Source organism: Nonomuraea sp. NPDC023979, from assembly GCF_040639085.1.
GTDB classification, from domain to species: Bacteria; Actinomycetota; Actinomycetes; order Streptosporangiales; family Streptosporangiaceae; genus Nonomuraea; species Nonomuraea ceibae.
Map to the genome: position 1 here is coordinate 153,835 of NZ_JBEZZG010000009.1, position 24,811 is coordinate 178,645.

26 protein-coding genes and 1 tRNA gene are annotated in these 24,811 nt (G+C 66.5%); 17 read left to right on the forward strand and 10 right to left on the reverse strand.

From position 1 onward, the window contains the following. Window positions 1–11 precede the first annotated feature (11 nt). Window positions 12–674: a (2Fe-2S)-binding protein gene (locus tag AB0G11_RS18790; RefSeq protein WP_219506928.1), complete on the forward strand. Its 663-nt coding sequence runs from the start codon at window positions 12–14 to the stop codon at window positions 672–674. Here the strand turns inward: AB0G11_RS18790 and AB0G11_RS18795 are convergent. Next, window positions 658–1,176 (reverse strand): cysteine dioxygenase family protein, encoded by a 519-nt coding sequence (locus tag AB0G11_RS18795; protein WP_308125826.1) that lies wholly within the window; start codon window positions 1,174–1,176, stop codon window positions 658–660. The genes AB0G11_RS18790 and AB0G11_RS18795 overlap by 17 nt on opposite strands. Then, window positions 1,173–2,033 carry an amidohydrolase gene (locus AB0G11_RS18800; protein WP_308125825.1) on the reverse strand — a complete coding sequence of 287 codons (861 nt, stop codon included), beginning with the start codon at window positions 2,031–2,033 and terminating at the stop codon, window positions 1,173–1,175. Before AB0G11_RS18800 ends, AB0G11_RS18795 begins: the two co-directional genes overlap by 4 nt. Before the next feature lie 83 nt (window positions 2,034–2,116). Here AB0G11_RS18800 and AB0G11_RS18805 point away from each other — a divergent pair, with 83 nt between their 5' ends. Genes AB0G11_RS18805 through AB0G11_RS18820 form a run of 4 tightly spaced genes read left to right on the forward strand, consistent with a single transcriptional unit; the run spans window position 2,117 to window position 4,082 of the window. Further along, window positions 2,117–3,103, forward strand: coding sequence for a LacI family DNA-binding transcriptional regulator (locus AB0G11_RS18805; RefSeq protein WP_219506926.1), 987 nt, complete (start codon window positions 2,117–2,119; stop codon window positions 3,101–3,103). 26 nt (window positions 3,104–3,129) lie between these two features. Next, window positions 3,130–3,252, forward strand: coding sequence for a hypothetical protein (locus tag AB0G11_RS18810; RefSeq protein WP_281427050.1), 123 nt, complete (start codon window positions 3,130–3,132; stop codon window positions 3,250–3,252). Then, complete coding sequence (locus AB0G11_RS18815; RefSeq protein WP_219506924.1) at window positions 3,245–3,787, forward strand: RNA polymerase sigma factor; 543 nt, start codon at window positions 3,245–3,247, stop codon at window positions 3,785–3,787. Before AB0G11_RS18810 ends, AB0G11_RS18815 begins: the two co-directional genes overlap by 8 nt. Next, a complete protein-coding gene (locus tag AB0G11_RS18820; RefSeq protein WP_219506923.1) occupies window positions 3,780–4,082 on the forward strand; it encodes a hypothetical protein in 303 nt (100 codons plus the stop codon). The genes AB0G11_RS18815 and AB0G11_RS18820 overlap by 8 nt, the downstream gene beginning before the upstream one ends. Here AB0G11_RS18820 and AB0G11_RS18825 read toward each other — a convergent pair. Beyond that, on the reverse strand, window positions 4,079–4,459 hold the full coding sequence (locus AB0G11_RS18825) for a phage holin family protein (RefSeq protein WP_219506921.1): 381 nt from the start codon (window positions 4,457–4,459) through the stop codon (window positions 4,079–4,081). The two genes, AB0G11_RS18820 and AB0G11_RS18825, sit on opposite strands and share 4 nt — an antisense overlap. 70 nt (window positions 4,460–4,529) lie before the next feature. Between AB0G11_RS18825 and AB0G11_RS18830 the strand changes: the two genes are divergently transcribed. Beyond that, complete coding sequence (locus AB0G11_RS18830; RefSeq protein ID WP_219506919.1) at window positions 4,530–4,805, forward strand: hypothetical protein; 276 nt, start codon at window positions 4,530–4,532, stop codon at window positions 4,803–4,805. Here the strand turns inward: AB0G11_RS18830 and AB0G11_RS18835 are convergent. Next, complete coding sequence (locus AB0G11_RS18835) at window positions 4,802–5,578, reverse strand: FAD:protein FMN transferase (RefSeq protein ID WP_357586986.1); 777 nt, start codon at window positions 5,576–5,578, stop codon at window positions 4,802–4,804. The genes AB0G11_RS18830 and AB0G11_RS18835 overlap by 4 nt on opposite strands. 56 nt (window positions 5,579–5,634) lie before the next feature. Continuing rightward, window positions 5,635–6,114 (reverse strand): hypothetical protein, encoded by a 480-nt coding sequence (locus AB0G11_RS18840; RefSeq protein WP_219506915.1) that lies wholly within the window; start codon window positions 6,112–6,114, stop codon window positions 5,635–5,637. Between the two features lie 52 nt (window positions 6,115–6,166). Here AB0G11_RS18840 and AB0G11_RS18845 point away from each other — a divergent pair, with 52 nt between their 5' ends. The 5 genes from AB0G11_RS18845 to AB0G11_RS18865 all read left to right on the forward strand — a co-directional run bounded on the left by AB0G11_RS18845 (window position 6,167) and on the right by AB0G11_RS18865 (window position 9,785). Continuing rightward, on the forward strand, window positions 6,167–6,559 hold the full coding sequence (locus AB0G11_RS18845) for an OsmC family protein (protein WP_219506913.1): 393 nt from the start codon (window positions 6,167–6,169) through the stop codon (window positions 6,557–6,559). Between the two features lie 258 nt (window positions 6,560–6,817). After that, the gene (locus AB0G11_RS18850; RefSeq protein ID WP_219506907.1) at window positions 6,818–7,741 is read left to right on the forward strand and encodes a nucleoside hydrolase; all 924 of its coding nucleotides are present in this window, start codon (window positions 6,818–6,820) and stop codon (window positions 7,739–7,741) included. A 50-nt stretch (window positions 7,742–7,791) separates the two neighbouring features. Further along, window positions 7,792–7,868, forward strand: a tRNA-Lys gene (locus AB0G11_RS18855). Window positions 7,869–8,650: 782 nt separating this feature from the next. Continuing rightward, a complete protein-coding gene (locus AB0G11_RS18860; RefSeq protein WP_357586988.1) occupies window positions 8,651–8,962 on the forward strand; it encodes a hypothetical protein in 312 nt (103 codons plus the stop codon). A gap of 406 nt (window positions 8,963–9,368) precedes the next feature. Next, window positions 9,369–9,785 carry a type ISP restriction/modification enzyme gene (locus AB0G11_RS18865; protein ID WP_357586990.1) on the forward strand — a complete coding sequence of 139 codons (417 nt, stop codon included), beginning with the start codon at window positions 9,369–9,371 and terminating at the stop codon, window positions 9,783–9,785. 316 nt (window positions 9,786–10,101) lie between these two features. On the opposite strand, the gene AB0G11_RS18870 is transcribed toward AB0G11_RS18865, so the two are convergent. From AB0G11_RS18870 to AB0G11_RS18890, 5 genes are read right to left on the reverse strand one after another with little or no spacing between them, the layout of a single operon-like run. After that, a complete protein-coding gene (locus AB0G11_RS18870) occupies window positions 10,102–11,061 on the reverse strand; it encodes an S-4TM family putative pore-forming effector (protein ID WP_357586992.1) in 960 nt (319 codons plus the stop codon). Continuing rightward, on the reverse strand, window positions 11,058–11,924 hold the full coding sequence (locus tag AB0G11_RS18875) for a CBASS oligonucleotide cyclase (RefSeq protein WP_357586994.1): 867 nt from the start codon (window positions 11,922–11,924) through the stop codon (window positions 11,058–11,060). The genes AB0G11_RS18870 and AB0G11_RS18875 overlap by 4 nt, the downstream gene beginning before the upstream one ends. A 23-nt stretch (window positions 11,925–11,947) precedes the next feature. Next, window positions 11,948–12,451 (reverse strand): hypothetical protein, encoded by a 504-nt coding sequence (locus AB0G11_RS18880; RefSeq protein ID WP_357586996.1) that lies wholly within the window; start codon window positions 12,449–12,451, stop codon window positions 11,948–11,950. Further along, window positions 12,448–12,894: a hypothetical protein gene (locus AB0G11_RS18885; protein ID WP_357586998.1), complete on the reverse strand. Its 447-nt coding sequence runs from the start codon at window positions 12,892–12,894 to the stop codon at window positions 12,448–12,450. The genes AB0G11_RS18880 and AB0G11_RS18885 overlap by 4 nt, the downstream gene beginning before the upstream one ends. A 19-nt stretch (window positions 12,895–12,913) precedes the next feature. Continuing rightward, the gene (locus tag AB0G11_RS18890; RefSeq protein WP_357587000.1) at window positions 12,914–13,819 is read right to left on the reverse strand and encodes an AAA family ATPase; all 906 of its coding nucleotides are present in this window, start codon (window positions 13,817–13,819) and stop codon (window positions 12,914–12,916) included. Between the two features lie 241 nt (window positions 13,820–14,060). Between AB0G11_RS18890 and AB0G11_RS18895 the strand changes: the two genes are divergently transcribed. From AB0G11_RS18895 to AB0G11_RS18920, 6 genes are all read left to right on the forward strand, one after another. Beyond that, window positions 14,061–15,176, forward strand: coding sequence for an XRE family transcriptional regulator (locus AB0G11_RS18895; RefSeq protein WP_357587002.1), 1,116 nt, complete (start codon window positions 14,061–14,063; stop codon window positions 15,174–15,176). 745 nt (window positions 15,177–15,921) lie between these two features. Then, window positions 15,922–16,767: a hypothetical protein gene (locus tag AB0G11_RS18900; RefSeq protein WP_357587004.1), complete on the forward strand. Its 846-nt coding sequence runs from the start codon at window positions 15,922–15,924 to the stop codon at window positions 16,765–16,767. A gap of 353 nt (window positions 16,768–17,120) precedes the next feature. Then, on the forward strand, window positions 17,121–17,948 hold the full coding sequence (locus AB0G11_RS18905) for a DUF6551 family protein (protein WP_357587006.1): 828 nt from the start codon (window positions 17,121–17,123) through the stop codon (window positions 17,946–17,948). Window positions 17,949–18,161: 213 nt separating this feature from the next. Beyond that, a complete protein-coding gene (locus AB0G11_RS18910; protein WP_357587008.1) occupies window positions 18,162–19,907 on the forward strand; it encodes a class I SAM-dependent DNA methyltransferase in 1,746 nt (581 codons plus the stop codon). Next, entirely contained in the window at window positions 19,904–21,142 is a 1,239-nt protein-coding gene (locus AB0G11_RS18915) for a restriction endonuclease subunit S (RefSeq protein ID WP_357587011.1), read from the forward strand. The genes AB0G11_RS18910 and AB0G11_RS18915 overlap by 4 nt, the downstream gene beginning before the upstream one ends. Further along, window positions 21,142–24,291, forward strand: coding sequence for a DEAD/DEAH box helicase family protein (locus tag AB0G11_RS18920; protein WP_357587013.1), 3,150 nt, complete (start codon window positions 21,142–21,144; stop codon window positions 24,289–24,291). The genes AB0G11_RS18915 and AB0G11_RS18920 overlap by 1 nt, the downstream gene beginning before the upstream one ends. Window positions 24,292–24,811 lie beyond the last annotated feature (520 nt).

Below are 24,811 nucleotides of genomic sequence, written 5' to 3' on the forward strand. Positions count from 1 at the left end.
AGGGATCGAACGTGCTGACCGAGGTGCTCACCCGGATGGCCGACGCGCGCGGCGGCGTGATCGGTGTCGAGCCGGGCCTGGTCATCGATCCCGACGAGAGCTGGACCCCCGCCGCCGAGCTGGCCCGCGAGCCCCACACGCTGCTGGGCGAGCTGGTCGACCAGACGGCGGCCCGCTGGAACGCGCCACGGCACGTCGGCGCGGCGCTGTTCTGGAAGACCTACGGCTACTGGCACACGCTGCCGATGGCGCTCGGCTGGGCGCTGGACGGGCGGGTGCCGATCATGCGGCTGGCCGACACGTACTTCAAGGTGTCCGACGCCGGGGTGACGATCGCCGCCACCGGCGTGACCTGGGCCTCGGGCGACTCCGCGCCCGCCGCGATCGGCGGCGCGCTCGCCGAGTCGCAGCGCCCGCTCGTCCGGGCGCTCAGCGCGATGGCCAAGGTGGGCGAGCGGACGCTGTGGGGCTCGACCGCCGAGGCGATCGCGCACCCGCTGACGCAGATCGAGCGGGCCGACTACATGGGGCTGCTCAAGGAGATCGGCAAGCCGGTCGACGGGCTCGTCGAGCCCGCCGGTGACGGCTACTTCCGCCGGACGTGCTGCCTGTGGATCACGCTGCCGGACGTGGAGGCCTGCGGAAGCTGCTGCGTGCTCAGGCCACAGCGCTGACGCCGTCGAGGGGCCGCAGCTCGTCGGCGTAGCTGACCGAGACGCGCCGCATGACGCCGCTGTCGTCGATCGAGTACTGGCCCAGCCGCCACAGCGGCGGCGAGTAGGCGTGGATCGAGACGCTGCGCTCGGTCGCGCCGGTGAGCCGGTGGATGTGGTCGGGGCCGAAGGAGAACGAGCGCCCCTCGGGCACCACGGTCTCCAGGTGCTCGCCGCCGATGCGCGGGTTGCACTCCAGCAGCGCGCCCTCCACCACGTGCACCGCGCCGGAGGACACGTCGTGGTCGTGCCAGCCCGTGTCGTCCTCCGGCCGCCAGCACAGCAGCCACACGTCCACGTACGCGTCCCGGTAGAGCGAGGCGTAGTGCCTGCGGCCGTCGGCCGGGAAGTCGACCTGGTCCTGCCAGCCGGCGGGGTCGGCGGCCAGCCGGTCGACCAGGTCGCGCAGCTCCCGCCGGTCCAGGGTGCGTTCGGGGATCGGGGTGCCGAGGTGCTCGCTCACGTTGATGACTCCTTTCCGCCGAGCAGGCGGCGCGGGTTGGTGACATGGACGGCATGTGCGGCCGCCGCGCCCAGCCCGAGGTCGGGCGCGGTGCCGTAGGGGGCGTCTGAGCCGTTGACGACGACGTCGACGCCGAGTTCGCGGACCACGGCGTCGATGGCGCGCGGCCCGTAGGAGGAGGTCTCCACGTAGCTGTCAGGGTCGACCACGCCCCGGCCGCCGCCGCCCCGGGCGATGAGCCGTTCGGTGTGCAGCGGGGCGAGTCCGGCGAGCAGCGCGAAGCACACCCGCAGGCGCGGGTGCCGGGGCCGTACCTCGGCGTGGAAGCGGTGCCAGGCGGCGTGCATCTGCTGCACGTACGGGACGACCGCGGGCCACCAGCCGGGCCCGTCCGCCGGGCCGCGGGCGGGGCCCGGGTGCACGAACAGCGGCAGGTCGCGGTCGGTGAGGACTTCCAGCAGGGCGTCGTCGAACCCGGCGGTGGCCGGGATCTGCAGGCCGGCGAAGCCGCGGTCGAGGTCGGCGGCCAGCCGGTCGGGGTCGGGGGCGCTGTGGCAGGTGGCGGCCCAGGCGCCGAACGGCGGCGGCAGCGCCAGCGCGCCCGCGTGGTAGGCGTCGAGCAGCGGCCACGCCTCGCCGGGCGGCAGCGACTCGATGCCGAGCGGGCTCGACAGCGAGACCAGCGCCAGCTCCAGGCCGGTGGTGTCGCGGTGCTCGTGGGCCGCCGGGTCCACCTCGTAGGGCGGCTCGCCGTCCAGGAGCAGCGTCCAGCCGTCGAGGCGCGGCGGGGTCGCGCGGGCGCGCAGCGCGCGGACGAACGCGGGCGTCCAGACATGCTGGTGCACGTCGATGCTCACCGGAACGGCTCCTTCCTGTATTTCCGACTGACAATACATGAAACTAGGGAGCTTCTGTCACCGGCACCGTTTAGGGTGTCAGGATGCCCCGCAAGCGAGCGACGCTCCGGGAAGTGGCCCAGGCGACCGGTCTGTCGCCCGCCGCGGTCTCCTACGCACTGCGCGGCCTCCAGGTCTCCGAGGAGACCATGCAGCGCGTGCGCGCCGCCGCCGACCGGCTCGGCTACGAGGCCGACCCCATCGCCAGGGCCCTGGCCAGCGGCCGCACCGGCATGATCGGGCTGCTCTGCGCCTCGCTGGAGGACCTGTGGCAGCAGTCGCTGGCCGTCGGCATCAGCCGCGGCCTGCGCGAGAAGGACCGCTACGCGCTCATCCTCGACGCCGTCGGCGACCCGGGCCGCGAGCGCGCCCTCGCCCAGCAGCTCCGCGACCAGCGCGTCGACGGCATGATCGTGCAGCCGCTCGACCCGGCGGCGGAGTTCTGGCCCGAGCTGTGCGAGTCGCTGCCCGTCGTGGCGATCGGCGACTCGCTGGCGGGCACGGCCGGCGAGGTCGTCTTCGACAACCGGCGCGGCGTCACGCTCGCCCTGGAGCACCTGCGCGCCCTCGGCCACCGCCGCGTCGGCGTGCTCACCCCGACCCGGCCCAGCACCCCCGACCGCCCCGCCGACGTGCACGTCACCGCCGAGGGCGACCGGCTGGGCCTCGACATCGAGGTCGCCACCGCCCCGCACGACCTGGCCGCCGCCACCGCCGCCGCCCGCGCCCTGCTCTCCGGCGCCCGCCCGAGCGCCGTCTTCTGCTTCGCCGACTCGATCGCGTACGGGGTCTACGCGGCGGCGGCGGAGCTGGGCCTGTCCATCCCCGGCGACGTGTCGGTCCTGGGTTACGACGACCATCCGATGTCCGGGCTGCTCACGCCGGGGCTGACGACCGTCGACTGGAACATCGACGGGATCGTCTCGGCCGCGGTCCGCCTGATGGCGGAGGCGGCCGACGGCGGGGCCCGGCGCCGCCGCGTCGTCCAGCAGCCCACCCTCCGCGAGCGCGGCTCCGTCGCCGCCCGCTGAATCCTTTGACCGCCTCCCTGCCTCTTATGACCGAGAAGCCATCGACCAGGGAGGTCGTCATGATCGTCGCCGCCGCCGTCATCGCCGGGGCCGTGCTCGTCTGCACGTGCGTGCTCGTCCTGCGCCGCAGGAGCAGGTCGCGTGGCTGAGCAGTCCTGGCCCGGCGCCAGGCTGATCGCGGGCGCGCAGGAGGGCGACGCCGAGTCGATCGCGGCGCTGGTGTCGGGCTCGCACCCGCACGTGCGGCGCTTCGCCCGCTCGCTGTGCGCGACCCCGGAGGACGCCGAGGACGCCGCGCAGGAAGCGCTCATCATCCTCTACCGGAAGATCGGGACGTTGCGGGCGTCCGGGGCGCTGGCGTCGTGGATGTTCCGCATCGTCCGCAACGAGTGCCTGCGCCGTGCCCGCATGCTGGGGCGGCCGCCCGCGCCGCCCCCGGAGACCGCCGCGAGGTCGGCGGAGGAGGAGGTGCTGGACCGACTGGAGGCCGGGCGGGTGGCGGCGGCGATCGCCGCGCTGCCCGCCGACCAGCGGCGCGTGCTGATCATGCGGGACGTGCAGGGAATCAGCGGCCGGATGGTCGCCGACGCCCTCGGCCTCAGCGTCCCGGCGATGAAGTCACGGCTGCACCGGGCCAGGGCGGCCGTCCACCACACACTGGAGAGGGGAACCGGAGATGTCTGACGGCAGGAGTTTCGCGAGCGCGTCGCTGCCCCGCCACCTGTTGCGCGGGGCGGCCGGGTTCGGGGCGCTGGCCGGGGCGGTGGCGCTGCTGCCGCTGCTCGGGCCGGTCAGCCTGCTGCTGGCCCCCGTCGGGCTGCTGGCGCTGCGCGGCTGCCCGGCGTGCTGGGCGATCGGGCTGGCCCAGACGGTCTCGATGGGCCGGTTGCGGCGCTCGTGCGCCGACGGGAAGTGCGAGCTGACCTACGCCGGCCCACGCGGCCCGGTCAGCTCTCCGCGTGGACCCGCGACAGGCTAGTCGTCGCCGGGGATGATCAGGCCGAGGATCCAGCTCACGACGCTGATGATGAGCGCGCCCACGATCGCCGACGGCCAGAAGTCGTCCACGTGGAAGGGGATGTCGAGCTGGCCGGAGATCCAGCTCGTCAGCATCAGCATGGCGCCGTTGATGACCAGCAGGAACAGGCCCAGCGTGAGCACGATGAGCGCGCACCCCAGGGCCTTGACGATGGGCTTGACTATGGCGTTGATCAGGCCGAAGATCAGCGCCACGATCAGCAGCGTGCCCCAGTAGGAGAGCGAGTTCTCCGGAGCGGTGATCCGGATGCCGTCGAGGAGCTGGAGGGCCACCCAGAGGGCGGCCGCTGCCGCCAGGGTTCGGATGATGAATCTCACGCTGATTGATCCTCCCACGTTATCGGCCCTCGGACGAGGGAAAGGTGCGTGCCATGGGGGAGGGAGTGAGATGGAAGCCACTGATCTGGAGTCGCTGCCGGCCGCCGAGCTGCACGACCGCGCGGTGCGCTACGCCGTGCGCCACGGGGATCTGGGATTCCTGTGGAACCTGCTGAAGGTGATCCCCGCCGCCGAGGCGGCGTCCGGCCACGAGAAGGAGACCACGGCCGACCTGAGCCGCGTTTCGGCGCTGCTCAGCGACGCCCTCGCGGCGGGTGAGGGCGAGCTGGGCGAGGCGCTGCGTCCTGTCTACCTGGCCTACCTGCGCGAGCACCCCGACGCCTAGCCGGCCAGGCGGGTCTCCGTCCCGCCGTAGCCGGCCAGGCCGGGCGTGCCGAACTCCTGTCCGTCCCGGCTGACGATCAATGTCTCGTACGGTCCCTCCGCCGCCTGTTCCAGCGCGAAGCGCCGGGCCAGGACGGGTCCCATCGCGTACATGGCGGTGGCGTAGCCGTCGGCGACGCCCAAGTCGGGGCCGAGCACGGTGACCGAGCCGAGCGTGGTCTCCGGCTCCCCGGTGCGTGGGTTGACGATCCCGGAGCCGCCCGAGGTGGCGATGCCGAGGTCGTTGGCGAACAGCACCCGGCGCACCAGCCCCGTGTGCGGGTCGCGGACGCCGACCCGCCAGCGCTTGCCCGGCGCGGCCGAGCCGCGCACCCGGATGTCGCCGCCGGCGTTGATGCGGTGGTCGACGGCGCCGGCGTTGGCCAGCGCGCGGGAGAGGCGTTCCAGTGCCCACCCCTTGATGTAGCCGGACGGGTCGACGACGCCGTTCCTGCGGGCCTCGAACCAGCCGCCGGTCGCCTCGCTCAGCTCGTCGCAGCGGTGCAGCACTTCGATGAGCTCGGGGATCTGCCTGATGGTCTGGCCGCGGTTCAGCCGGGTGATCTGGCTGTCCGGGCTGGTGGCGCCGAACGTCTCCTCCACCCAGCGGAGCCAGGCGAAGGCGTCGTCCAGCAGAGGGGTGAGCTCGCGTTGCGGCAGGGCGGTGCGGATGTCGACGCTGACCTGCGTGCCCATGACCGTCTCGACCCGAGCGCTTCCGGGGAAAGTCGTCACCTTTGCCTCCTTGTCCCCAGCTACAGTCCCATATGGCGCGTAATGTCGTGTTAAGCCTATTGCCGGGACTTGACGGTCGTGCTTCTGACCTGGGTCTCCGGCACGGCCAGCCGCGCCAGGGCGCCGCGCACGTACCGCTGGAAGTGGCGCGGCCCGGCCAGCACCACCTCGCGCTCGGCGATGTCGGGCACCTGCCGGCTCAGGCCGGAGGCGCTGACCCGTTCCTTGGCCCGGGGGTCGTGTTCCTGGCCGACGACCAGCACCAGGCCGTACCTGTCCTGGAGGTCGCGCAGCTCTTCGGTCACCCGGTCGGTGCGGTAGACGGCCACGGTGGCGTCGTCCCGGCTCGCCAGCAGGGAGCGCAGCGCGCCGGGCTCCAGGCCGGTGGCGATGAGCACGGTGCCCCGGGTGCGGGCGGGCCCCCGGTGCCCGCGCAGGGTCATCAGCGCCGCGACGCCGTACACGAGCAGGGCCAAGGGCCGCGACGTGCCGAGCAGGACGGCCGCGACGCCGGAGCAGAGCAGCAGAGGAGCCATGTCCACGACTGTGGGTGCCGAACATGAGAACCATCTGAGTAAGGTCTAAAACATGGCTAACGTGCGTGTTGAGCGGACTGATGATGGTGGGTTCAGGGCGACGAACGCCCGCGGCGCCGAGGTGCGCATGGGCGGCGGCACCGACGAGGGCGTGTTCACCCCGGTCGAGCTGCTGCTCGCGGCCGTCGGCGGGTGCAACATCGTGACCGTCGAGCCGCTCACCGCCAAGCGCGGGCACCGGCTGGTGCGGCTGGCGATGACCGTCGCCGCGGACAAGGTCGAGCCCAACCGCCTGGGCCCGGTCACCATCACCTACGACGTCGAACTGCCCTCGGAGGAGGCCGACGAGGTCTTCAGGGCGGTCGCGGCGCGGGTGCACGAGAAGTACTGCACGGTCGGCACCTCGCTCTCGGAGGGTACCGAGGTCCGTTTGGACATCCCGTAGCCCTGATTAGGCGGATATTAAACTGCGTTATGACGCGTCCGTTGCATAGGGCTCGGTAGTGTCGAAGCAGGTCGGAAGCAGTGCGACCGGCCTGAGAGGACCTACACCGGAGCGGACGCGGAGGGGGACCGCGGTCTGCCAGTGCGGGACCGCCGGCGCCTTTGGGGGAAGGCGCCGGCCTGGACCGCCTTCGGATCGGGGCCGGGCAGTCTTTGGGGGAAGCTGCCCGGCCCCGATTCTTGCGTATCGTACGGTTTCGTGACCAAAGTCCTCATTGACTGTGATCCCGGCATCGACGACGCCATGGCGCTCGCCCTCGCCGCCGGCGCCCCCGGCCTGGAGATCGTCGCCATCACCACCGTCGGCGGCAACGTCGACCTCTCCCTCACCACCGCCAACGCCCTCGCACTGCGCGAGTTCCTCGGCCTCGGCGACGTGCCCGTCACCGCCGGCAGCTCCGGCGCGCTGCTGCGCCGCACCGTACGGGCCGCCGCCGTGCACGGCGAGAGCGGCCTCGGCGGCGTCGTCCTGCCCGCCCCCAGCCTCACCGTCGCCGACGGGCACGCGGCCGACCGCATCATCGACACCCTGCGCGCCGCCCCCGGCGAGATCACCCTGGTCGCCATCGGCCCGCTCACCAACATCGCGCTCGCCGTGCTGCGCGAGCCCCGGGTGGTCGAATGGGCGCGTGACCTGGTCATCATGGGCGGCTCGTTCACCCGCGGCAACCACAACCCGGCGGCCGAGTTCAACATCCTCGCCGACCCCGAGGCCGCCCAGATCGTGTTCGGGGCCGGCTGGACGGTCAAGATGCTCGGCCTGGACGTGACGCTCACCGCCACCGTCACCTCCGACGTGCTGGAACGCATGCGGCCGCTGGGCAGGCTCGCCGAACTCCTGGTCCCCGCCGCCCAGTTCTACGGCGAGGTGACCGCCGACGGCGGCCCGGCCATCCACGACGCCTGCGCGGTCGCGTACGTGATGGACCCGTCCCTGGTCACGCAGACCCCGGCAATGGTGAACGTGGAGACCATCGGCGAGTTCACCCGGGGGATGACGGTCGTCGACTTCCGCCTGCGCGACCGGCAGCCGAACGCGCTGGTGGCGACCGGGCTGGACGTGACGCGGTTCTGGGAGCTGGTGCTGGGGACCTACCGGGAGCTGGCTGACCGGCTCGGATGATCTGATGTGCGGGCAGCCTGCGGCGGCTGGTACAGTTACACCTGTCGCAAGCGCCGCTAGCTCAGTTGGTCAGAGCAGCTGACTCTTAATCAGCGGGTCCGGGGTTCGAGTCCCTGGCGGCGCACCATAATAGAAACCCCAGTTCAGTGCGCTGAACTGGGGTTTCTCGGTTCTCGGAGAGCCTTGGGCGAGGTCGAGCCGCGCCGATGGTTGCTCGCTGGTTGCTCGTCGGTACGGTTTCGGCGCATGGCTGGTACTTCGGTCACTGGTTCAGGGCGACTGGGCCGTCGGGCTTGAGCGCCGACGCCGTGGCTTTAAGGCGGTAGTAGTTGGCGTACAGCCTGCTGATTGCGCTCAAGCTGTGTGCTGGGCCTGCATCGGATGGTGGAGGTTGTCCAGCCGTGCACCAACGTCCAGAGGCGTGATTTACCTGCTGCGAGGCTCGTTCAGGCACGCCGCCTGCGGGCCTGAGGCAAGATCGATTGTGCGCTCAAGCCCTTCGACACGCCCCGACTAGGAGGGCGACACATCGGTCGCGAGGCCGGCGATGTCCGATGCCTCAAGTAGCGATCACAGCTGCCGTGTCTGTGTGGGAGAGGAACGCTGTCGGCGAGTCGGTTTGTTGGGGAGGTGGGGCCTCTTGCATTGTTACTAAATGCCGCTTCCCTATGCGAGAGGTGATTTTATGCTAGCCACGCTGATGCTTGTGCTGTCAGATATAGCGCCATATGTGCCCGAGCCGCTGTTCTTTGGAGGATAACCACACATACCGTCGGCGCCCTTTGCCTTGGGGGCGCCGACATTGCTACTACGTGAATCCCTCTGCAAGGCAGACATGAACGAGCTGCTCGCCCGTACTCATCTTTCGTTCGACAGCACGACCCGGAGATAGCCAGTACCTTCGATGTCATGGCGATTCCAGACAGTCCGCTGATGCGCTACGCGCGCCTAGAGCTAGCCGACCTACTGGCCGTGCAGGTCGACAGTGCCCGGCGGGAGCAACCGCTAGAGACGCCTTTACTGAATTGGTATGAAGGCGACGTAATTGTGCGATTGTTGGAGACGCTCGCTCAGCTTCTTGCTGATGAGCCGCTAGGAGAGCTTTCCGCTGAAATGGCCGACAAGCTCGCAGCCCGGCTTGGTCAGCCGGCAGGGCATGATCAAGACAGCGTCCAAAAGGCGATCGCAGCGATCGTCGAAATCCACTGCAATTCTGAGTAGCCCACCTCGGATTGGGTGGTTAGCCCTCGATCGTTCGATAGGTGATCTCTGTCCCAGCTCTAGGCTGCTCCATCTAAGAAGTGCAGATGTGCCACTTATGGTGCCGCGCGGTTCGGCGGCGCTGCCGATCAGGGCGATTGAACTCGACCACCTTGACCTCCGCAGTGCGCGGATGGCGAGCCAGGATAACCACTCGCCCGCGGGACCTACCGGTGGCGGCCTGGCAGTGTACGTTGTACTGGCGCAAGTGTAGCTGGTGCCGTGATCAGGCGTCGTATCCCCGTCAGACTGGCGACGGCCGGACGGTGAACTAAGTGGCGCGAGATCGCGGGTTGTCGTGGCTGATAGTGGCGGTGGTATTCACGAGCACACGCGGCGGGTGCTGCCCCCAACCCGGACTGGTCACGTGCTGTGCATCGACGAGGTACACGGCCGCCTGTTGTCGCACCCTGAATACACTCGCCGGTTCCAGGAGCATCTTCGGCAACCGGGCGTTCGAGTCCCCATCACGGCGGATGCGACATTGTGGAATTGCGCGGTGACAATCGGACGCGAGATCCTCTGGCTTCACACCTACGGTAGCCGCTGCGTTGATCCAGTCGCAGGACGGAGACGCTCAGAACGTGCCCTTGTCGAGCGGTTCGGCGTCAAATGCCTAACCGCAGTCAGGGCACTTCCTGAGCGGCTCGGCGAGCGCCTCAACTACGACCCTGGAACGCAGACGCTCATCGTGGGCAGCGGAACGTTCAACCCCGTACGTCAAGAGGTCATCGACTATCGAGCCTCGACGACATCACACAGACCTCCTGGAACCGTGAGCTAACACTCGATTTTCTGGCACTTCTCTCTGTGCTGACCGGATGCGTCCTGCTGCACCCGGAGCAGGATCAGTTGCTGACCGACGTGTGCTCGGGACCGCTGATCGGTCAGGCCGACCTTGCCGCCGCTGGCGTGCTCCCAGTTCCGGAATCAGCGACGAGGCCGCCGAAGCCGAGGCAGGCTGGAGCGGATCCTCTTCCCGGGAGCTGATCTGAACCAGCGTGTCTGAGGATTCCAGTCCCTGACTGCGTACTGGCTCTGTTTAGGCCCCGAGGCTCACAGGCGATGTGTTCGTTGGTGGTCAGCCACTACGCGGCGAATTAGGGTGCATCTTGGGCGAGGCGTACGCGGTGGCCTTCTGCGGTGTCGCCGAAGTCGCGTTCGTCGTCGTCGCGGAAGCGTTTGTAGAACCATTCGGGTACTCGGGTGGTGTCAAGGCGGGTGCGGAGGACGCCGTCCTGCACGTCCCGTGCGACGTTCCGTAGGCGGTGCCATTCGTGGTCGGGAACGGGGCCGGGGCGTCCGTTCTGCAACTCACTGTTGACGACCTTGGTGAGTCGGTCGCGTTCGTCGGCCACCTTGCGTTGGCCTGACCAGATCTCGTAGGAGATCTGGTAGGCCGCCAAGGAGGGGACAAAGAAGCTGAGAAGCGTGTCGAGCAGCGTGGCATCCGCAACCGCGAGACCGACGACTAGGCCGATGGTGGTCCACAGGATCGCAGTGGCGGCGATCAAGTGGCTGTAACGGCGGCGGAGGCGGGCGTCCCAAGCGAGATTCTGTTCCTGGGCGATGAACACGTCGTAGGGGTGGTGAACGTCGTTGGTGGGGTCGTACCAGCCGTCAGTGATGCGCTTGTCCTTCGCCCCACCTCGGGGCAGCTTACGCGCGAGCCGGCGGACGTCGGGTTGGGGGATGGGATCGCCAGCAACGGTGGCGCGCCACGGCAAGTGGAATAAGGCGGTATCGAACATCTCCTGGAGCAGGGCGCCCTGGCGGGCGGTGCTTCCGGAAAGACCCTTGAGCAGAAACGCCGAGACGACGAACCAGAAGAACCCGACGATCGAGACGGGTGCCCGGCCGTGACCGATAAGCGTGACCAGAACACCGGCCCCGGCGAGCGCAACGGCGGTGGTGACGCGCACGGCTTCCAAGAACTGGCCGCGCTGATGACATGCCGCTGCGGCGCGCTGGAGGAGCAGCATGGCGTCATCGAGCTGCCGCTCATGGATGGCCCGAGGTGGTATCCCACGGACACCATCGGGGTTGGTGGAGAGGTTCATGGTTTGGTTAGCCGGTTCCCGAACAGTTGCTTCCACTTGTCGTAGGCCGCGCGTTCCTGGCCCTCGTCCTCCAGGTCTACCGCCCGTTCTGCGATGGCGCGGGCCTGGTTGAGCGCGTTGGCGGCGGTGAGTTTCTGGGTGGCGTTCATGACAGCGTTGACGTCACCGCCCAGGCCGGCGGGGTCGGGCCACTCGTCGCCGATGCGTTCGGCGGCGGTGGCCAGGAACAGGACGACCTCGTCCTGGTAGCGCCCGATCGGCGGCTTCACCAGCGATTGGGCCATGACCTCCAGGAGGAAGGAAGGCGACACAGGCTCGCCGAGTTCGCGGTTGATGCCCTTAATCATCTTGACGAAGGGTACGTACTTGCCGTCGCAGTCGGCGTTCTTGGCGATGCTCAGCTCGTGGTGACGCTTGGGATTGGTTGCGATCCAGTCGCCTGCCGAGGGATTGGGGATGTAGTAGCCGCCGTCGTCTCGCTTGAAGGCGGGGACTACGTCGATCGACATGACCTCGTCGTCAGAGCCGTAGGGGATTACGACGGCCATGCCGTCCCGGGCGGCGGCGGTCCACTTCTGACGGAGCAGGGTCTCCAGGGCGTTGATCACCTCGATGGGGGCCTGATCGCGGAAATCTGCCTGGGAGCCGTTAGCGTCGAGGACCACGAAGATGTCGATGTCCTTGAGCTTCTTCGTCTTGGTGTCGCGCCGGTAGCTGCCGGTCAGGAAGTCGTCGATGAGGTCCCAGTGAGACCGGACGAAGTCGCGGATGGTCTCGTGGCGTGCCTTCGCCAGATTCTGCTCGGTCTGGGTGATCTCTAGGTTGTGCTTGAGGTTGGTGAAGGCGTCGTCGATGTATCCCATAGGGGCCGTTCCTGCGCGTGGTTTCAGGTGTGGAAGTACCGCATGCCGGTCGAGGCGTGCGGGGCGGAGCCAAGGGTGCCGAAGGTGATGCCACGAAGGCCGTCCGTGCTCGCCCGACAGCCGGAACCCCAACCTGGCTGGGGGGTGCGCGGTCCGTTGAACGTACAGAACAGCCGGTAGGTGGTGCTCGTGGGCACCCGGTCGAACTTCGCCCGAAACCGGGCGGCTCGGGCACGAGAGGCGGTGAACTCAGCGTTGCCGTTCCCGGAGGTGGTGTAGGAGACCGGGAACTCGATCACCGGTGCGACGGTGCCTGAAGGTTGGTGGCACTCGAGGACGACCGTGTCGAGAGAGCCTTCCTCGATCCATGCTTTGATCGCGTTCTCGTTCTGCACCCAGTCGCGGTGCAGCTGATTCATGCTGATCCCCAGGTCGGCGAGGATGTCGGTGATGGTACCGAGAATGACGTCGGTCAGGTGGGTGGCGGTGTGGGTCCGGGTGTAGCTGAAGGTGTATGTGGAGGTCATCGCTGCGACACCGCCCGTCGCAGAGCCTCACGGTCGATCAGCGGACCAGCGTTGGCAGTCTTCGTCTCTGGAGCGGGCGGGGCAGCGTCAGACAACCGGGTGTGACCGTTAGCGGCTGTCTTCACCTGCGCCTGAAGTGGGGCCGGGGACGGCAGGTAGATCATAAAAGTGTCGGCGCCCGCCGCGCCGGGGACGGGGTTGAGGTTCTCGTCCAAAGTCAGCGCCGCCGTGCCGGACACCGCCGTGATCTCGCAGTACACCTTGCCGGCCACCAGGGTGATCGGGTGCTGCTGCAGGTGCCCTGCTGCGATCAGCATCCGTCCGACCGCTTCGGCGGCCGACATCGCCTGTACCGCCTCGTCGCGAGACAGCCCGGAGGACAGCGCCACGGTGTCGGCCACGAGATCCGAGATCACCGTCCAGGTCGCGCTGGCGCTGCGCACGGGAGAGGCTGCGACCTGCCTAATGCGTAGCACGAGACACCTCCGGCAGACCCGTGTCCGCGACAGCGTTGCGTACCGCGTCGGCCAGGTCGTCTTCGGTGAGGTTGCCGGGGTCCAGGACCGTGTCCAGCCGCTGCGCCAAGGCTTCGAAGACCACCTTACGTGTACGGCGACCGTCCAGCCCGCGAGCTGCTACGGCGATGTGGTCTATCGCCGAGGAGCGCGCCAGCTCACCCAAGGCTGGGTACTTGTCGGCCAACGTCAGCAGCGTGGAGGCCATGATCTCCCGCAGCGCCTCCGGCCCGGGAAGCGGTACGAGGATGGCGGCGTCGGAGCGGGAGAGGAACGCCTCGTCCAGAGCAGTGGTGAAGTTACTGGTCGCGACGAAGAAGAGGTGCGGGTGCTCGGCGGCGTTGAGATCCAAGACGGTGAGAACCGCGTCAGTGGCGCGGTGGACATCTGCCGGGTTGGCGGCCAGCGACGCTGCCGAGCGGGCGACCGCCATCGATTCGACCTCGTCCAGGATCACCACGGTCGGCAGGCCATCCGATGCGAGACCCGGCACGTACTCGCTGAGCAGCTCGCTGACTCGCTGCTGAGACTGTCCGTGCTCGGCGCTCATCAGCCCGTGCGGGTTGATCTCGATCCGCCGGACCTTGCCTCCGGGGACGTAGCAGGCGATCTGCGCCGGCAGACCCCGTGCCAAGGTGGTCTTGCCGGTGCCGGGAGGACCGTAGAGCGTGCACAGACCGTGCAACGCCGTCACCGCGAACGGCAGGTCACGCCGCATGAACAGCGACAACACGGTCTGGTTGCGCAGCCGCTCCTTGATTTCTTTCGGCACCACGATGGCGTCCCACAATGCGGCCTCTGCCGAGTCGGCGGAGATCACCTCGTCCGACAGCACGCACTCCTGCACCCTCATACCTCAACTCCGTCCCCACACGCGCCAGGCAACCTCAGATTTCAACATCATCTTCTCGGTTCACGGTAGACTATAGGGCAGGGCAGATGTGTGGTTGAACACACTTTGCCTGGCGTGTCTGCTGAAAGTCGGGAGACTTGACTGTCCAGTAACCAAGGTGTGCCTAAGATGCGAGCGGAGGAATCAAGATCGAGAGTCGTCCGCTGATCGGTGGACGGTGACTGGCGCGGAGACGAGCGACGTGAACGACCCGCAACTGAATGTCGGCGACATCGCGGCCCTGTTCGATCGCGCCCGACTGCGCATGGCGCGCGAACTTCGCGGTCTCACCCAGGTGCAGCTGGCCCGGGAGGTCGGCTCCGTCACCGCGGCCTCAATCAGCCAGTTCGAGAACGGACACACGAAGCCCGCCGCATCGACGCTTCGCCGGCTCGCGGTCGCGTTGCGCGTACCGCCGTCGTTTTTCGCTGCTCCAGCCCGCCTCCCCGCTAATGATCAGGCTAACGGGTTCTTTCGTAGCCTTCGTTCCACCTCCCCTCGAGATCGCCAACAAGCGCTCGCCTACGTCCACCTCGCACGGGAGCTTGCGCTTGAGCTCGAAAAACACGTCGCGTTGCCCGAGCTCAATGTGCCGCGCATCCCCATCTATGAAGGTAAGCCGCTTCAGCCCGCCGACATCGAACAAGCGGCCGCACAGGTTCGTGCCCACTGGAACATCTCACGCGGTCCAATTCGGGACGTTGTGCGACTGCTGGAAATCAACGGAATTGTTGTCGTCCGCTTTCGCGTCGGCATCGAAAAAGTCGATGCATTCTGCGTCGACTTCCCAGACAGGCCTGTTGTTGCTCTCGGGGCCGATAAGGGCCTGCGTGACCGCTCCCGCTTCGATGCGGCCCACGAACTAGGGCACCTGGTCTTGCATGGCATTAGTGGAAAAATTGGTGACAAAGTCACTGAGAGTCAAGCTCATGAATTCGCTGCCGCGTTTCTTATGCCCTCCATCGACATCAAATCCGAGCTCCCGAGGCAGCTTGATTGGCCCGCTTTTCTTCGCTTGAAAGCAAAATGGCACGTCTCGCTAGCTTCCCTCCTGGTCAGGGCAAAAACGCTCGGCGTCATGAGCGAACACACCTATGCGCAGGGATGGAAAGCCTTGTCCGTCCGTGGGTGGAGGAAAGTGGAGCCAGGCGCTCTCGGAAATCCGGAGGCTCCTGTACTCCTGCATCGTGCGCTAGAACTAATGGAAACAACCGGCATGTCCTTCGCCGATTTTATTAATCGTTCAAGCCTCCCGGAAGCTGACGTTCGAACCCTACTCAGCCGGGACATCAGCGAACGACCCCGTGTAGAACTCTGACCTACCTCTTCTGATCCCCTCTTGTGCCTCCGAGGGCGACCACGCCCATAGCGTCGCCGCCGACGATGACTGCGGTCTCGGGTAGATCGAACACGGATCCATCAATGGCCAGCAACCGCTGGTGCCGCCAAGTCCCGTTGGCATCGCTGAGGTGGCTGGGAGGGCCGCCCGCTCGAACATCTCCTGACCGGCTTGGAATCCAAACGGGCCGTGTCCAAGATCGTGGTGTATGAGATTCGTCCACTCCGCGATCTGAATCCTATTTCAGCACCAATAGCACTATTAGTCACATTCGTATCATTATTGTCTTCTTGGGTCTTCCTCTCAGCAGCCTTACGACAATCAGCGAGGATCTCCAGGCCGAGGTAGCGCCGCCCTTCGGTCCATTCGTCGTGCTGCTCAGCCAGGACGGCGCCGACCAGCCGCACGATCGCGTCCCGGCGAGAACTGCCTGCGACGCCTCGTCACGTACCTACCTCTTCCAGACTTCTGTCAGCTTATGTAGCCGACTGTCCGGAATCTGCTGGGTACCTCAAAGCTGCCGGCAGCGATGTCGGGCGTGAATCAGGTTAGCCAACTGCTTGTACATCGGTCGTCGACGACGCGCGGTGGGCCGTCCCCCACAGAGCCCACAGTTGTGCCGTCAACACCCGGGCGCTGCCGGAGGTCCTGCTCGTTGCGACCCACGATTTGTCGGAGGGCTGTTGTAACGTCTGGCGTTACTGTTGCGTGCGCGGAGGATTAGATGCCACGAAAGGTCACCCCGGCCCAGTTCAAGCGCATGGTCGCCGACTACAACCGTAAGGTCGCCCAGCACAACCGCAAGGTGAAGCGCGCCATCGACGACTACAACCGCGAAGTGCGCGCGTACAACGCGCGCGTGCGCTCCAATCGACAGCGGCTCAACGCTGAGATCGCGCGGTTGAACCGCCAGCGTTCGACGACGCGCTACGTCACGGTGCAGACTTCCACCATCGCGCTGCACACTGCCTACTCCCAAGTCGATGAACAGTCCGAACTTTGGAACGAACGGGGGCAAGAGCTGGCCGACTTGGCGGAAGCTGAGACGGCCAACAGCGCGCACGTCGCCAACGCTCTATTGGGCGAGACAGCGGCCGACACGGAGAAGACCGAGGAAACGTCGCTCACCGACGAACTGTCCGTCCTGTCACTAGACCTGCACAAGCGCTGGGAGGGTGCCCTCTTCGCGATCAATCCGCGAAATCCCGACGCTGCGCGGCACTTCTGCACCAGTGCCCGCGAGGTCATCGTAGAGCTGATCAACATGAACGCACCCGACTCCGCGGTGCTGCGGGCTAAGCCGGACTGCGAGCGCGGACCGGACGGCAAGGCGGTCGCCCGGCGAGAGAAGATCGGTTACCTGCTTACTCAATACGGTGCTGGCTACGAAGCCCTGGGTGACTTCGTAGAGACCAATGTCAACGACGTGATGAACCTGTTCTCCCAGTTCAACAGGGGCACTCACGGTACGGCAGGACGCTTCGACATCTCCACTCTCCGCACGATCAAGCACCGGGTCGAGGACTCGATTCGATTCCTCTCCACGCTGGTCCGAGGCTCCAGCCGTTGACCTTAGGGCCAGAGGTCTGCGCTGGTAGAGGTGCGGGGGAACCCACTTGCTCACGTGCTTGGTGAGTTGGTTTAGGGGTCACCGAATCGTGATGTTCCGTCATGTCACGTTGCTGTACGTGAGATTGTGGTCGCATTACCGTCGCGTCACACGGGTGTACAAGGCGAGCGCGGGTGGGGCGATCGCGCGGACCGTAGGGTGCGACGGGTGGGCAAGCAGACGTTGGGGAGCGGTCGCTGCTGAAGAAGTGGCGGCCTGCGCTGCACCCGATGGTCGGCTTCTCGCGCGATCCCGGGGCGTACTGGACGCCGGGAGCTGATGATGAAGGCCGACGACACCCACGTGGAGGGCAGATGAGCAAGCAGCGGATCCCGATCGACTACCAACTGCCCGAGCACTGCGTGATCTTGGACGGCGGCGCACCCGTGGCACGGCTGGAGCCGTGGGAGCATGCCAGCCATCCCGTTGACCGGGACCGAACCAGACGCCTGGCAGCGACACTCCAGCAGGCCGCCCTTGGGGTGCTCGTGGTGTCGCAGCGGGCGGACGGCAGCCGCAGAGTGCTGGATGGCATCCACCGCCTCGCCGCGTGCAAACTGCGAGGAGTCCGCACGGTCTCCGCCGAGATCCACCACGGGTTGAGCGAGCGCGCAGAAGCCGCGTTGTACCTGCTCAAACATCGTGAGGCACGTCGGTTGTCGGGGCCGCAGGAATACCGCGCTGGCGTTGCGGCGGGCCTGCGCCCCTACACAGAGACCGCCCGGGTCCTGCAGGCGAGAAACCTTCAGGTGGGAGAGCCGGCAGACGACCGGCTCAGCGCCATTACCAGCCTTCTGCGCATCACTCATGACCATGGTCCCGGCGTCTTGGACCAGGCCCTCGGTGTCGCCGAGCGCGCGTGGGGCCGGGAGGCTGACACATGGGACTTCACCCTCATTGGCGGGCTGGCCAGCTTCCTCGCCCACCACCCTGAGGCGGTCGAGCTTAGCCATCTGAGCCAGTTGCTCAGACGGCGAGGGAAGGCGAGTTGGTGGCGATCGCAGGTTGTGGTGATGAGTTCACGAGCAGGCTCCAACTCGGACTACCCCGGTTTCTCCCGGGAAACCATGGCCTACCAGCTGATCGTCAGTATCTGCAACAAAGGCCGCAATGCCCGAAACCGCATCGAGCCCGTCGCCTGAACACTCCGCGCAGTGAGGCGGCACGGCAGCTAAGTGCTGGTGGCGCCAGGCAAGGCCTATGTTCCAGCCGTATGGCACATACGCAGAAGGCCGACGTGCGCGAAGATGGCTTCATGACGCCCCGTCAGCGGACGTGCGTTGTCGTGCCGGGGCACGGCCACCCCGGTGGGCCGGTGCAGCCGTGTCCGTTGAGTGATTCCTGTGAGGAGCCTTGTGAGCACGCTCGGTAGTTTCATCTGGTCGATCGCCGACCAGCTTCGGGGTCCCTACCGCCCCAACCAGTACGGGAACGTGATCCTCCCGTTCACGATCCTTCGGCGCCTGGACTGCATTCTGGAGCCGGACCGCGAGGCCGTCCGGGACCTGGCCGCGAAATACGAGAACCCGAACCGGCTCCGGATGGAGGTCAAGAAGGCCACCGGCCGGCCGTTCTACAGCACCTCGAAGTACGGCTTCGCCAACCTGTTGCAGGACGCGGACGGGCTTGAGGACAACCTGGTCGACTACATCGACCGGTTCTCCGCCGATGTCGATGTGTTCGAGTACTTCGACTTCAAGAAGGAGATCATCGCCCTGGAGAAGGCCGGCCTCCTGCGCGAGGTCGTGAAGTCCTTCGCTGCCGTCGACCTGCACCCTGATGTCGTGTCCAACGCCGACATGGGGGACGCGTTCGAGTACATCATTCGCAAGTTCAACGAGGCCGCGAACGAGACCTCCGGTGACCACTACACGCCGCGTGACGCGATCCGGCTGCTGGTCGACCTGCTCTTCGCCGAGAAGGACGCCGCGCTGGGTGAGGAGGGCATCGTCCGATCGCTGTACGACCCCACCGCCGGCACCGGCGGCATGCTCGCCCTGGCCGAGGAGCATCTGCTCAAGCAGAACCCGGATGCCCGGCTGAGCCTGTACGGCCAGGAGTACAACCCGCAGTCGTACGCGATCTGCAAGTCCGACCTGCTCGCCAAGGGCCACGACGCGTCCAACATTGCCTTCGGCAACACGCTCACCGACGACGCCTTCAAGGACCGCAAGTTCGACTTCTGCATGTCCAATCCGCCGTACGGCGTCGACTGGAAGCAGTATGCCAAGGCGGTCACCAAGGAGCGCGACGAGGCTGGCCCGTACGGCCGGTTCGCGCCGGGCCTGCCCGCCACCTCGGACGGGCAGATGCTGTTCCTGCTGCACCTGGCGCACAAGATGCGTGCCCCCGAGGACGGCGGCGGCCGGGCCGGGATCGTCATGAACGGCTCGCCGCTCTTCAACGGCGCCGCCGAGTCCGGCCCGTCGAACATCCGCAGGTGGCTGCTGGAGAACGACCTGGTCGACGCGATCATCGCGCTGCCGACCAACATGTTCTTCAACACCGGCATCGCCACCTACATCTGGATTCTCGACAACACCAAGCACCCCGACCGCAAGGGCCTGGTCCAGCTCATCGACGGCACGTCGTTCTGGACCAAGATGCGCAAGAACCTCGGCAGCAAGGGCCGCGAGATCAGCGACACCGACCGCGCCAAGGTTCTCCGGCTGTACGCCGACTTCGCCGACGCCGACCCCGACTTCTCCAAGGTGCTGCGTAACGACGAGTTCGGCTACTGGACCATCACCGTCGAGCGCCCCTTGCTGGACGAGGATGGCAAGCCCGTCGTCGACCGCAAGGGCAACCCGAAGCCCGACTCCAAGAAGCGCGACACCGAGAACGTGCCGTTCACTTACGGCGGCTCGACGGCCGGTGCGGCAGGCAAGGTCGAGGTCATTCAGACGTACTTCGACACCGAGGTGAAGCCGCACGTGCCCGACGCCTGGATCGACTGGGCCAAGATCAAGGTCGGCTACGAGATCCCCTTCACCCGCCACTTCTACAAGTACGTCCCGCCCCGACCGCTCGCCGAGATCGACGCCGACCTGGAGAAGCAGATCGCCAAGATCCTTGACCTCTTGCGGGAGGTTGAGGGATGAGCAAGCGATACACCGAGTACGTCGACTCGGGCGTGCCGTGGCTTGGCGATGTTCCAGCAGGCTGGACGACGAGGCCACTTTGGTCGATGTTCGAGCGGATCAAGGACGTTGGGCACCCCGACGAACAGATGCTCTCGGTGTTCCGCGACTACGGTGTCGTTGCGAAGGACTCGCGCGACAACATCAACAAGACCGCCGAGAACCGGAACATCTACCAGCTCGTCCACCCTGGGTGGCTGGTCACAAACCGGATGAAGGCATGGCAAGGATCAGTCGGCATCTCCGGCCTGCGAGGGATCGTTTCGGGGCACTACATCTGCTTCGCCCCTCGACACGATGCAGACTCTCGCTACCTGAACTGGCTCTTCCGGAGCTCTACCTATGCTGCCGGCTACGCGTTGCAGTCTCGGGGCGTAAGGATCGGCCAGGCGGAGATCGACAACGATCTCTACCGAGTGATGCCTGTTCTCCTTCCACCAATTGAGGAGCAGCGCGCCATCGCCGACTACCTCGACCGCGAGACCGCCCGTATCGACACGCTTGTCGAGGAGCAGCAGCGCCTGATCGAGATGCTCCGCGAGCGGCGCGCAGCCGTGATCGCGGGAGAGTTCGATGCGCCCACAACTGGACGACTCCGGTACGCAATCCGATTCGCTCAGACAGGGCCGTTTGGAACCCAACTTTCCGCCGAGGAATATGTCGAAGACGGCGTTCCAGTGGTGAACCCGACTCACATAAAACATGGTGTAATCACCCCGGACGCGATGATTTCCGTGACTCCAGAAAAGGCAGCCGAACTTAGACGGCACCAGTTGGAAGTTGGAGACATCGTTCTTGGGAGAAAGGGCGAAGTCGACAAGTCTGCCCTCGTCTCCGAGGCCGAAGCTGGCTACATCTGCGGATCGGACTCGATGCTGCTGCGTCCAAGTGAGGACGTTGATCCGTCTTACCTGTGGTGGTTCTTTCAATCGCCGGAGTCGCACAGCCAGCTTGAGCAGTGGTCGGTAGGGTCGACGGTGGCTGGGCTGAATCAGACGACGATCTCAAGGATCGTGCTACCGCTGCCCTCAGTCGTAGAGCAGCGCCGCATCGCGCAGCACCTGGATGAGCAGATCGCGAAGACCGACGCGCTCATCGCAGAGGCGCAGCGGCTGATCGAGCTCGCTCGCGAGCGCCGGGCCGCGCTGATCACGGCCGCTGTGACGGGCCAGATCGACGTACGAGAGGCGGCGTGATGGCTGACCACAAGGAGGTCGTCTTCGAGGCCGAGATCTGCGAGCACCTCGCGGCCCACGGGTGGCTGTACTCGGTCAACGACACCGGCTATGACCGTGAGCGGGCGCTGTTCCCCGAGGACCTGTTCGCCTGGCTGGAAACGACCCAGAAGCCGGCGTACGAGAAGGCGTTGAAGGCGGCCGGGTCGCAGGCGAAGTTCCTCGACGTGCTGACCACGGCGCTGGACAAGCCGCTGGAGCACGGCGGCGGGATGTTGAACATCCTGCGTACCGGGGTGCAGTACATCGGCGGCGGCCGGTTGAAGATGGCGCAGTTCCGGCCCGAGACGTCGCTGAACGAGACGACGAACGCCGAGTATGCGGCGATGCGCGTGCGGGTGATGCGGCAGGTGCATTTCTCGACCGCCGATCAGCGCAGCATCGACCTGGTGTTCTTCGTCAACGGGCTCCCGGTTGCGACAGTGGAGTTGAAGACCGACTTCACCCAGTCGCTGAACGAGGCGATCCAGCAGTACCAGAAGCACCGTAACCCGCTGACCAACGGCAGGCGCGAGCCGCTGCTGTCGTTCGGGCACCGCGCGCTGGTCCACTTCGCGGTCTCCAACGACCGGGCCGCGATGACGACTCGGCTGGAGGGCGAGAAGACGCACTTCCTGCCGTTCGACACCGGCTTCGACGACGGTGCCGGGAACCCGCCTGGTGCGGATGGGCGGTCGGCGACGGCGTACTTGTGGGGGCGGGTCTGGGAGAAGCACGCCTGGCTCAACATCATCGGCCGGCTGATGATCGTGGAGACCAAGGAGGAGTGGGACGTCGCGGCCGGCACGTCGGTGCGCCGGACGAGCATGCTGTTCCCCCGGTTCCACCAGTGGGAGGCGGTCACGAACATCGTGGCCGCCGTGGCCGAGGAGGGTGTCGGCCGGCGTTACCTGATCGAGCACTCCGCCGGGTCGGGGAAGACGAACACGATCGCCTGGACGGCGCACCGTCTCGCCCGGCTGCACGTCGATGATGAGAAGGTCTTCGATTCGGTCATCGTGGTCGTCGATCGCACGGTGCTCGACGGGCAGCTTCAGGACGCGATCCGGCAGATCGACGGCACGGGGAAGATCGTCGCGACGATCAGCCCCGAGGATGTGCGCAAGGCCGGTGCGAAGTCGAAGTCCGGTCTGCTGGCTCAGGCGCTGAAGAACGGCGAGCTGATCATCGCGGTGACGGTGCAGACCTTCCCGTACGCGCTCGATGAGATCCGGGCCGACTCCGGCCTGAAGGGCAAGCGGTTCGCCGTCATCGCGGATGAGGCGCACTCCTCGCAGTCGGGGCAGATCTCCTCGAAGCTGAGGAAGGTCTTGACCGCCGAGGAGATCAAGGAGATCGAGGACGGCGGTTCGGTCGACGTCGAGGCGATCTTGGCTTCGGAGATGGCCGAGCGTGCCGGGTCGGAGAACATCTCCTACTTCGCCTTCACCGCGACGCCGAAGAACAAGACCATGGAGCTGTTCGGCCGCAAGGGGCCGGACGGCAAGCCGCACGAGTTCCACCTGTATTCGATGAAGCAGGCGATCGAGGAGGGCTACATCCTCGACGTGCTCAAGGGCTACCAGTCCTACGACACCGCGTTGAAGATCGCCGGCAAGGCCGAGAGCGGCGATGGTGGCGAGGTCGAGGAGTCGGCGGCGCGTAAGGGGCTGATGCGGTGGGTTCAGCTGCACCCGACCAACATCAGCCAGAAGGTGCAGATCATCGTCGAGCACTTCCACGCCAACGTGGCCCACCTGCTGGAGGGCAAGGCGAAGGCGATGGTCGTCACCGACTCGCGCAAGGCCGCGGTGAAGTACAGGAAAGCGATCGACACCTACATCGCCAAGCGGGCCGCCGTGGACGCGTCCTACGATTACCGGGCTTTAGTGGCCTTCTCCGGATCGGTGTCGATGGCCGAGAACGACGAGTGGAGCCAGGACTGGGGGCCGGCGCCGTCGAAGGACGACGAGTTCACCGAGGCCAAGATGAATCCCGGAGCGGGCGCCGACCTGGCTGCGGCGTTCAAGGGCGAGACGTACAAGATCATGGTGGTTGCCAATAAGTTCCAGACCGGCTTTGACCAGCCGCTGCTTTCGGCGATGTACGTCGACAGGAAGCTCTCCGGGGTCACCGCCGTGCAGACGCTCTCCCGACTCAACCGCACCCACCGCACCGCCGGCGGGGAGCAGAAGGCCAAGACGTTCGTCATCGACTTCGCCAACAAGCCTGACGACATCAGGGCCGCCTTCGAGCCGTACTTCACCAACGCCACCCTCGAGACCGAGACCAACCCGTACGTCGTCATCCACCTGGCCGATAAGCTCGCTCAGCCGGGGATCTACACCGAGGAGCAGGTCCGCCAGGTCGCCGACCTGTGGGTCACCCGCAAGGGCAACAACGCGCTCTCGGCGGCGATCAGCCCGGCCCAGCATGACTTCCGGCGTCGCTACGCGGCGGCGATCGAGGCCGGGGACAAGGTCACGCTCAACACCCTCGACCTCTTCCGCAAGGACGTCTCCACCTACGTGCGGCTCTATGACTTCATGAGCCAGATCGTCGACTACGGCGACCCGTACCTGGAGATGCTCTCGATCTTCCTCCGGCTGCTGGAGAAGGTCATCGCCGAGTCCTCGTGGAGCGCCGAGGTCGACCTTTCGGACGTGGTCCTGGTCGGGGTGAAGCACACCAAGAAGACCGCGGTTGACATCTCGCTGACCGGAGACGGTCAGTTGAAGGGGATCAGCGCAGCGGGGACCGGGGCCAAGAAGGAGCCGAAGTACGTCGCGCTCCAGCTCGTCATCGACAAGATGAACGACCTCTTCGGCGCTGAGTCGTTCGCCGAGTCCCAGATCCGGGAGTTCGTGCAGGGGCTCGTACACCGGCTGCTCGACAACCCGGACCTGGTCCAGCAGACCCGGGTGAACTCGAAGAAGCAGTTCATGGAGTCACAGGACTTCCAGTCCGCCGTCACCGAGGTCGTCGCCGACAACCAGGAGGCGCACAACACCATGGCTGACTACTTCTTCACCGACGGGCCAGCGATCAAAGGGATCATCGTGGCGCTCGCCGACGCGTTCTACGAGGCCGCAATCGACAAGGGGGCAGGCGGGCCAGGCTCAGGGCCATGAGGTATCCCTCTGGTTCCTCCTGAACCGCTGCGATCTATGGAGGCCGTACCGCCCTTCTGGCCTCATTGCCGCGGGCGGTTCTTGCGTCGCTTGCGGCTTGTCGTCCGCGCGGACTCCCCTGCGCTGGCACCGCGAGGTCATAAAGAGGCGGCACGCCCGTACCTCTCGGCCGAAGCGGCGTGGGCCTCTGCGCATGATCCGCTCCATCCACAGGATCATCTGCGCCTGGTTCAGGAAAACCTGTCCTGGAGCTACCGGAAGCGGGCTGGCGGGTAGACACCTCGGCCGCTTCGTCGTCGCGCCTTATCGCCGGCGGACACGCCGGAATGGTTGAAGGCGAAGATTGCGTGATGGGTGAGGACCGCGCGTAGGCCGCGGTCAGCCGCCCATCGGTGGCCGGCCGTCTGAGCTGGTGTGCTGTTTGCTCGAACGCGGTGACCCGCTCGGCCCAGCCGGGCTCGGCGTCCTGCCGCTGGGTGGCGTCGGCGTTTAGCAGGACGCATGGCCGCGACTACCAACT

Excerpts from the sequence above, each read along its gene's own strand:
- AB0G11_RS18860 (WP_357586988.1), top strand. The coding sequence starts at position 8,651 with ATGGCGATTCCAGACAGTCCGCTGATGCGCTACGCGCGCCTAGAGCTA.
- AB0G11_RS18915 (WP_357587011.1), top strand. The coding sequence starts at position 19,904 with ATGAGCAAGCGATACACCGAGTACGTCGACTCGGGCGTGCCGTGGCTT.
- AB0G11_RS18820 (WP_219506923.1), top strand. The coding sequence starts at position 3,780 with ATGTCTGACGGCAGGAGTTTCGCGAGCGCGTCGCTGCCCCGCCACCTG.
- AB0G11_RS18870 (WP_357586992.1), bottom strand. The coding sequence starts at position 11,061 with ATGAACCTCTCCACCAACCCCGATGGTGTCCGTGGGATACCACCTCGG.
- AB0G11_RS18905 (WP_357587006.1), top strand. The coding sequence starts at position 17,121 with ATGAGCAAGCAGCGGATCCCGATCGACTACCAACTGCCCGAGCACTGC.
- AB0G11_RS18900 (WP_357587004.1), top strand. The coding sequence starts at position 15,922 with ATGCCACGAAAGGTCACCCCGGCCCAGTTCAAGCGCATGGTCGCCGAC.
- AB0G11_RS18920 (WP_357587013.1), top strand. The coding sequence starts at position 21,142 with ATGGCTGACCACAAGGAGGTCGTCTTCGAGGCCGAGATCTGCGAGCAC.
- AB0G11_RS18805 (WP_219506926.1), top strand. The coding sequence starts at position 2,117 with ATGCCCCGCAAGCGAGCGACGCTCCGGGAAGTGGCCCAGGCGACCGGT.
- AB0G11_RS18875 (WP_357586994.1), bottom strand. The coding sequence starts at position 11,924 with ATGGGATACATCGACGACGCCTTCACCAACCTCAAGCACAACCTAGAG.
- AB0G11_RS18840 (WP_219506915.1), bottom strand. The coding sequence starts at position 6,114 with ATGGCTCCTCTGCTGCTCTGCTCCGGCGTCGCGGCCGTCCTGCTCGGC.
- AB0G11_RS18830 (WP_219506919.1), top strand. The coding sequence starts at position 4,530 with ATGGAAGCCACTGATCTGGAGTCGCTGCCGGCCGCCGAGCTGCACGAC.
- AB0G11_RS18845 (WP_219506913.1), top strand. The coding sequence starts at position 6,167 with ATGGCTAACGTGCGTGTTGAGCGGACTGATGATGGTGGGTTCAGGGCG.
- AB0G11_RS18810 (WP_281427050.1), top strand. The coding sequence starts at position 3,130 with ATGACCGAGAAGCCATCGACCAGGGAGGTCGTCATGATCGTCGCCGCC.
- AB0G11_RS18880 (WP_357586996.1), bottom strand. The coding sequence starts at position 12,451 with ATGACCTCCACATACACCTTCAGCTACACCCGGACCCACACCGCCACC.
- AB0G11_RS18890 (WP_357587000.1), bottom strand. The coding sequence starts at position 13,819 with ATGAGGGTGCAGGAGTGCGTGCTGTCGGACGAGGTGATCTCCGCCGAC.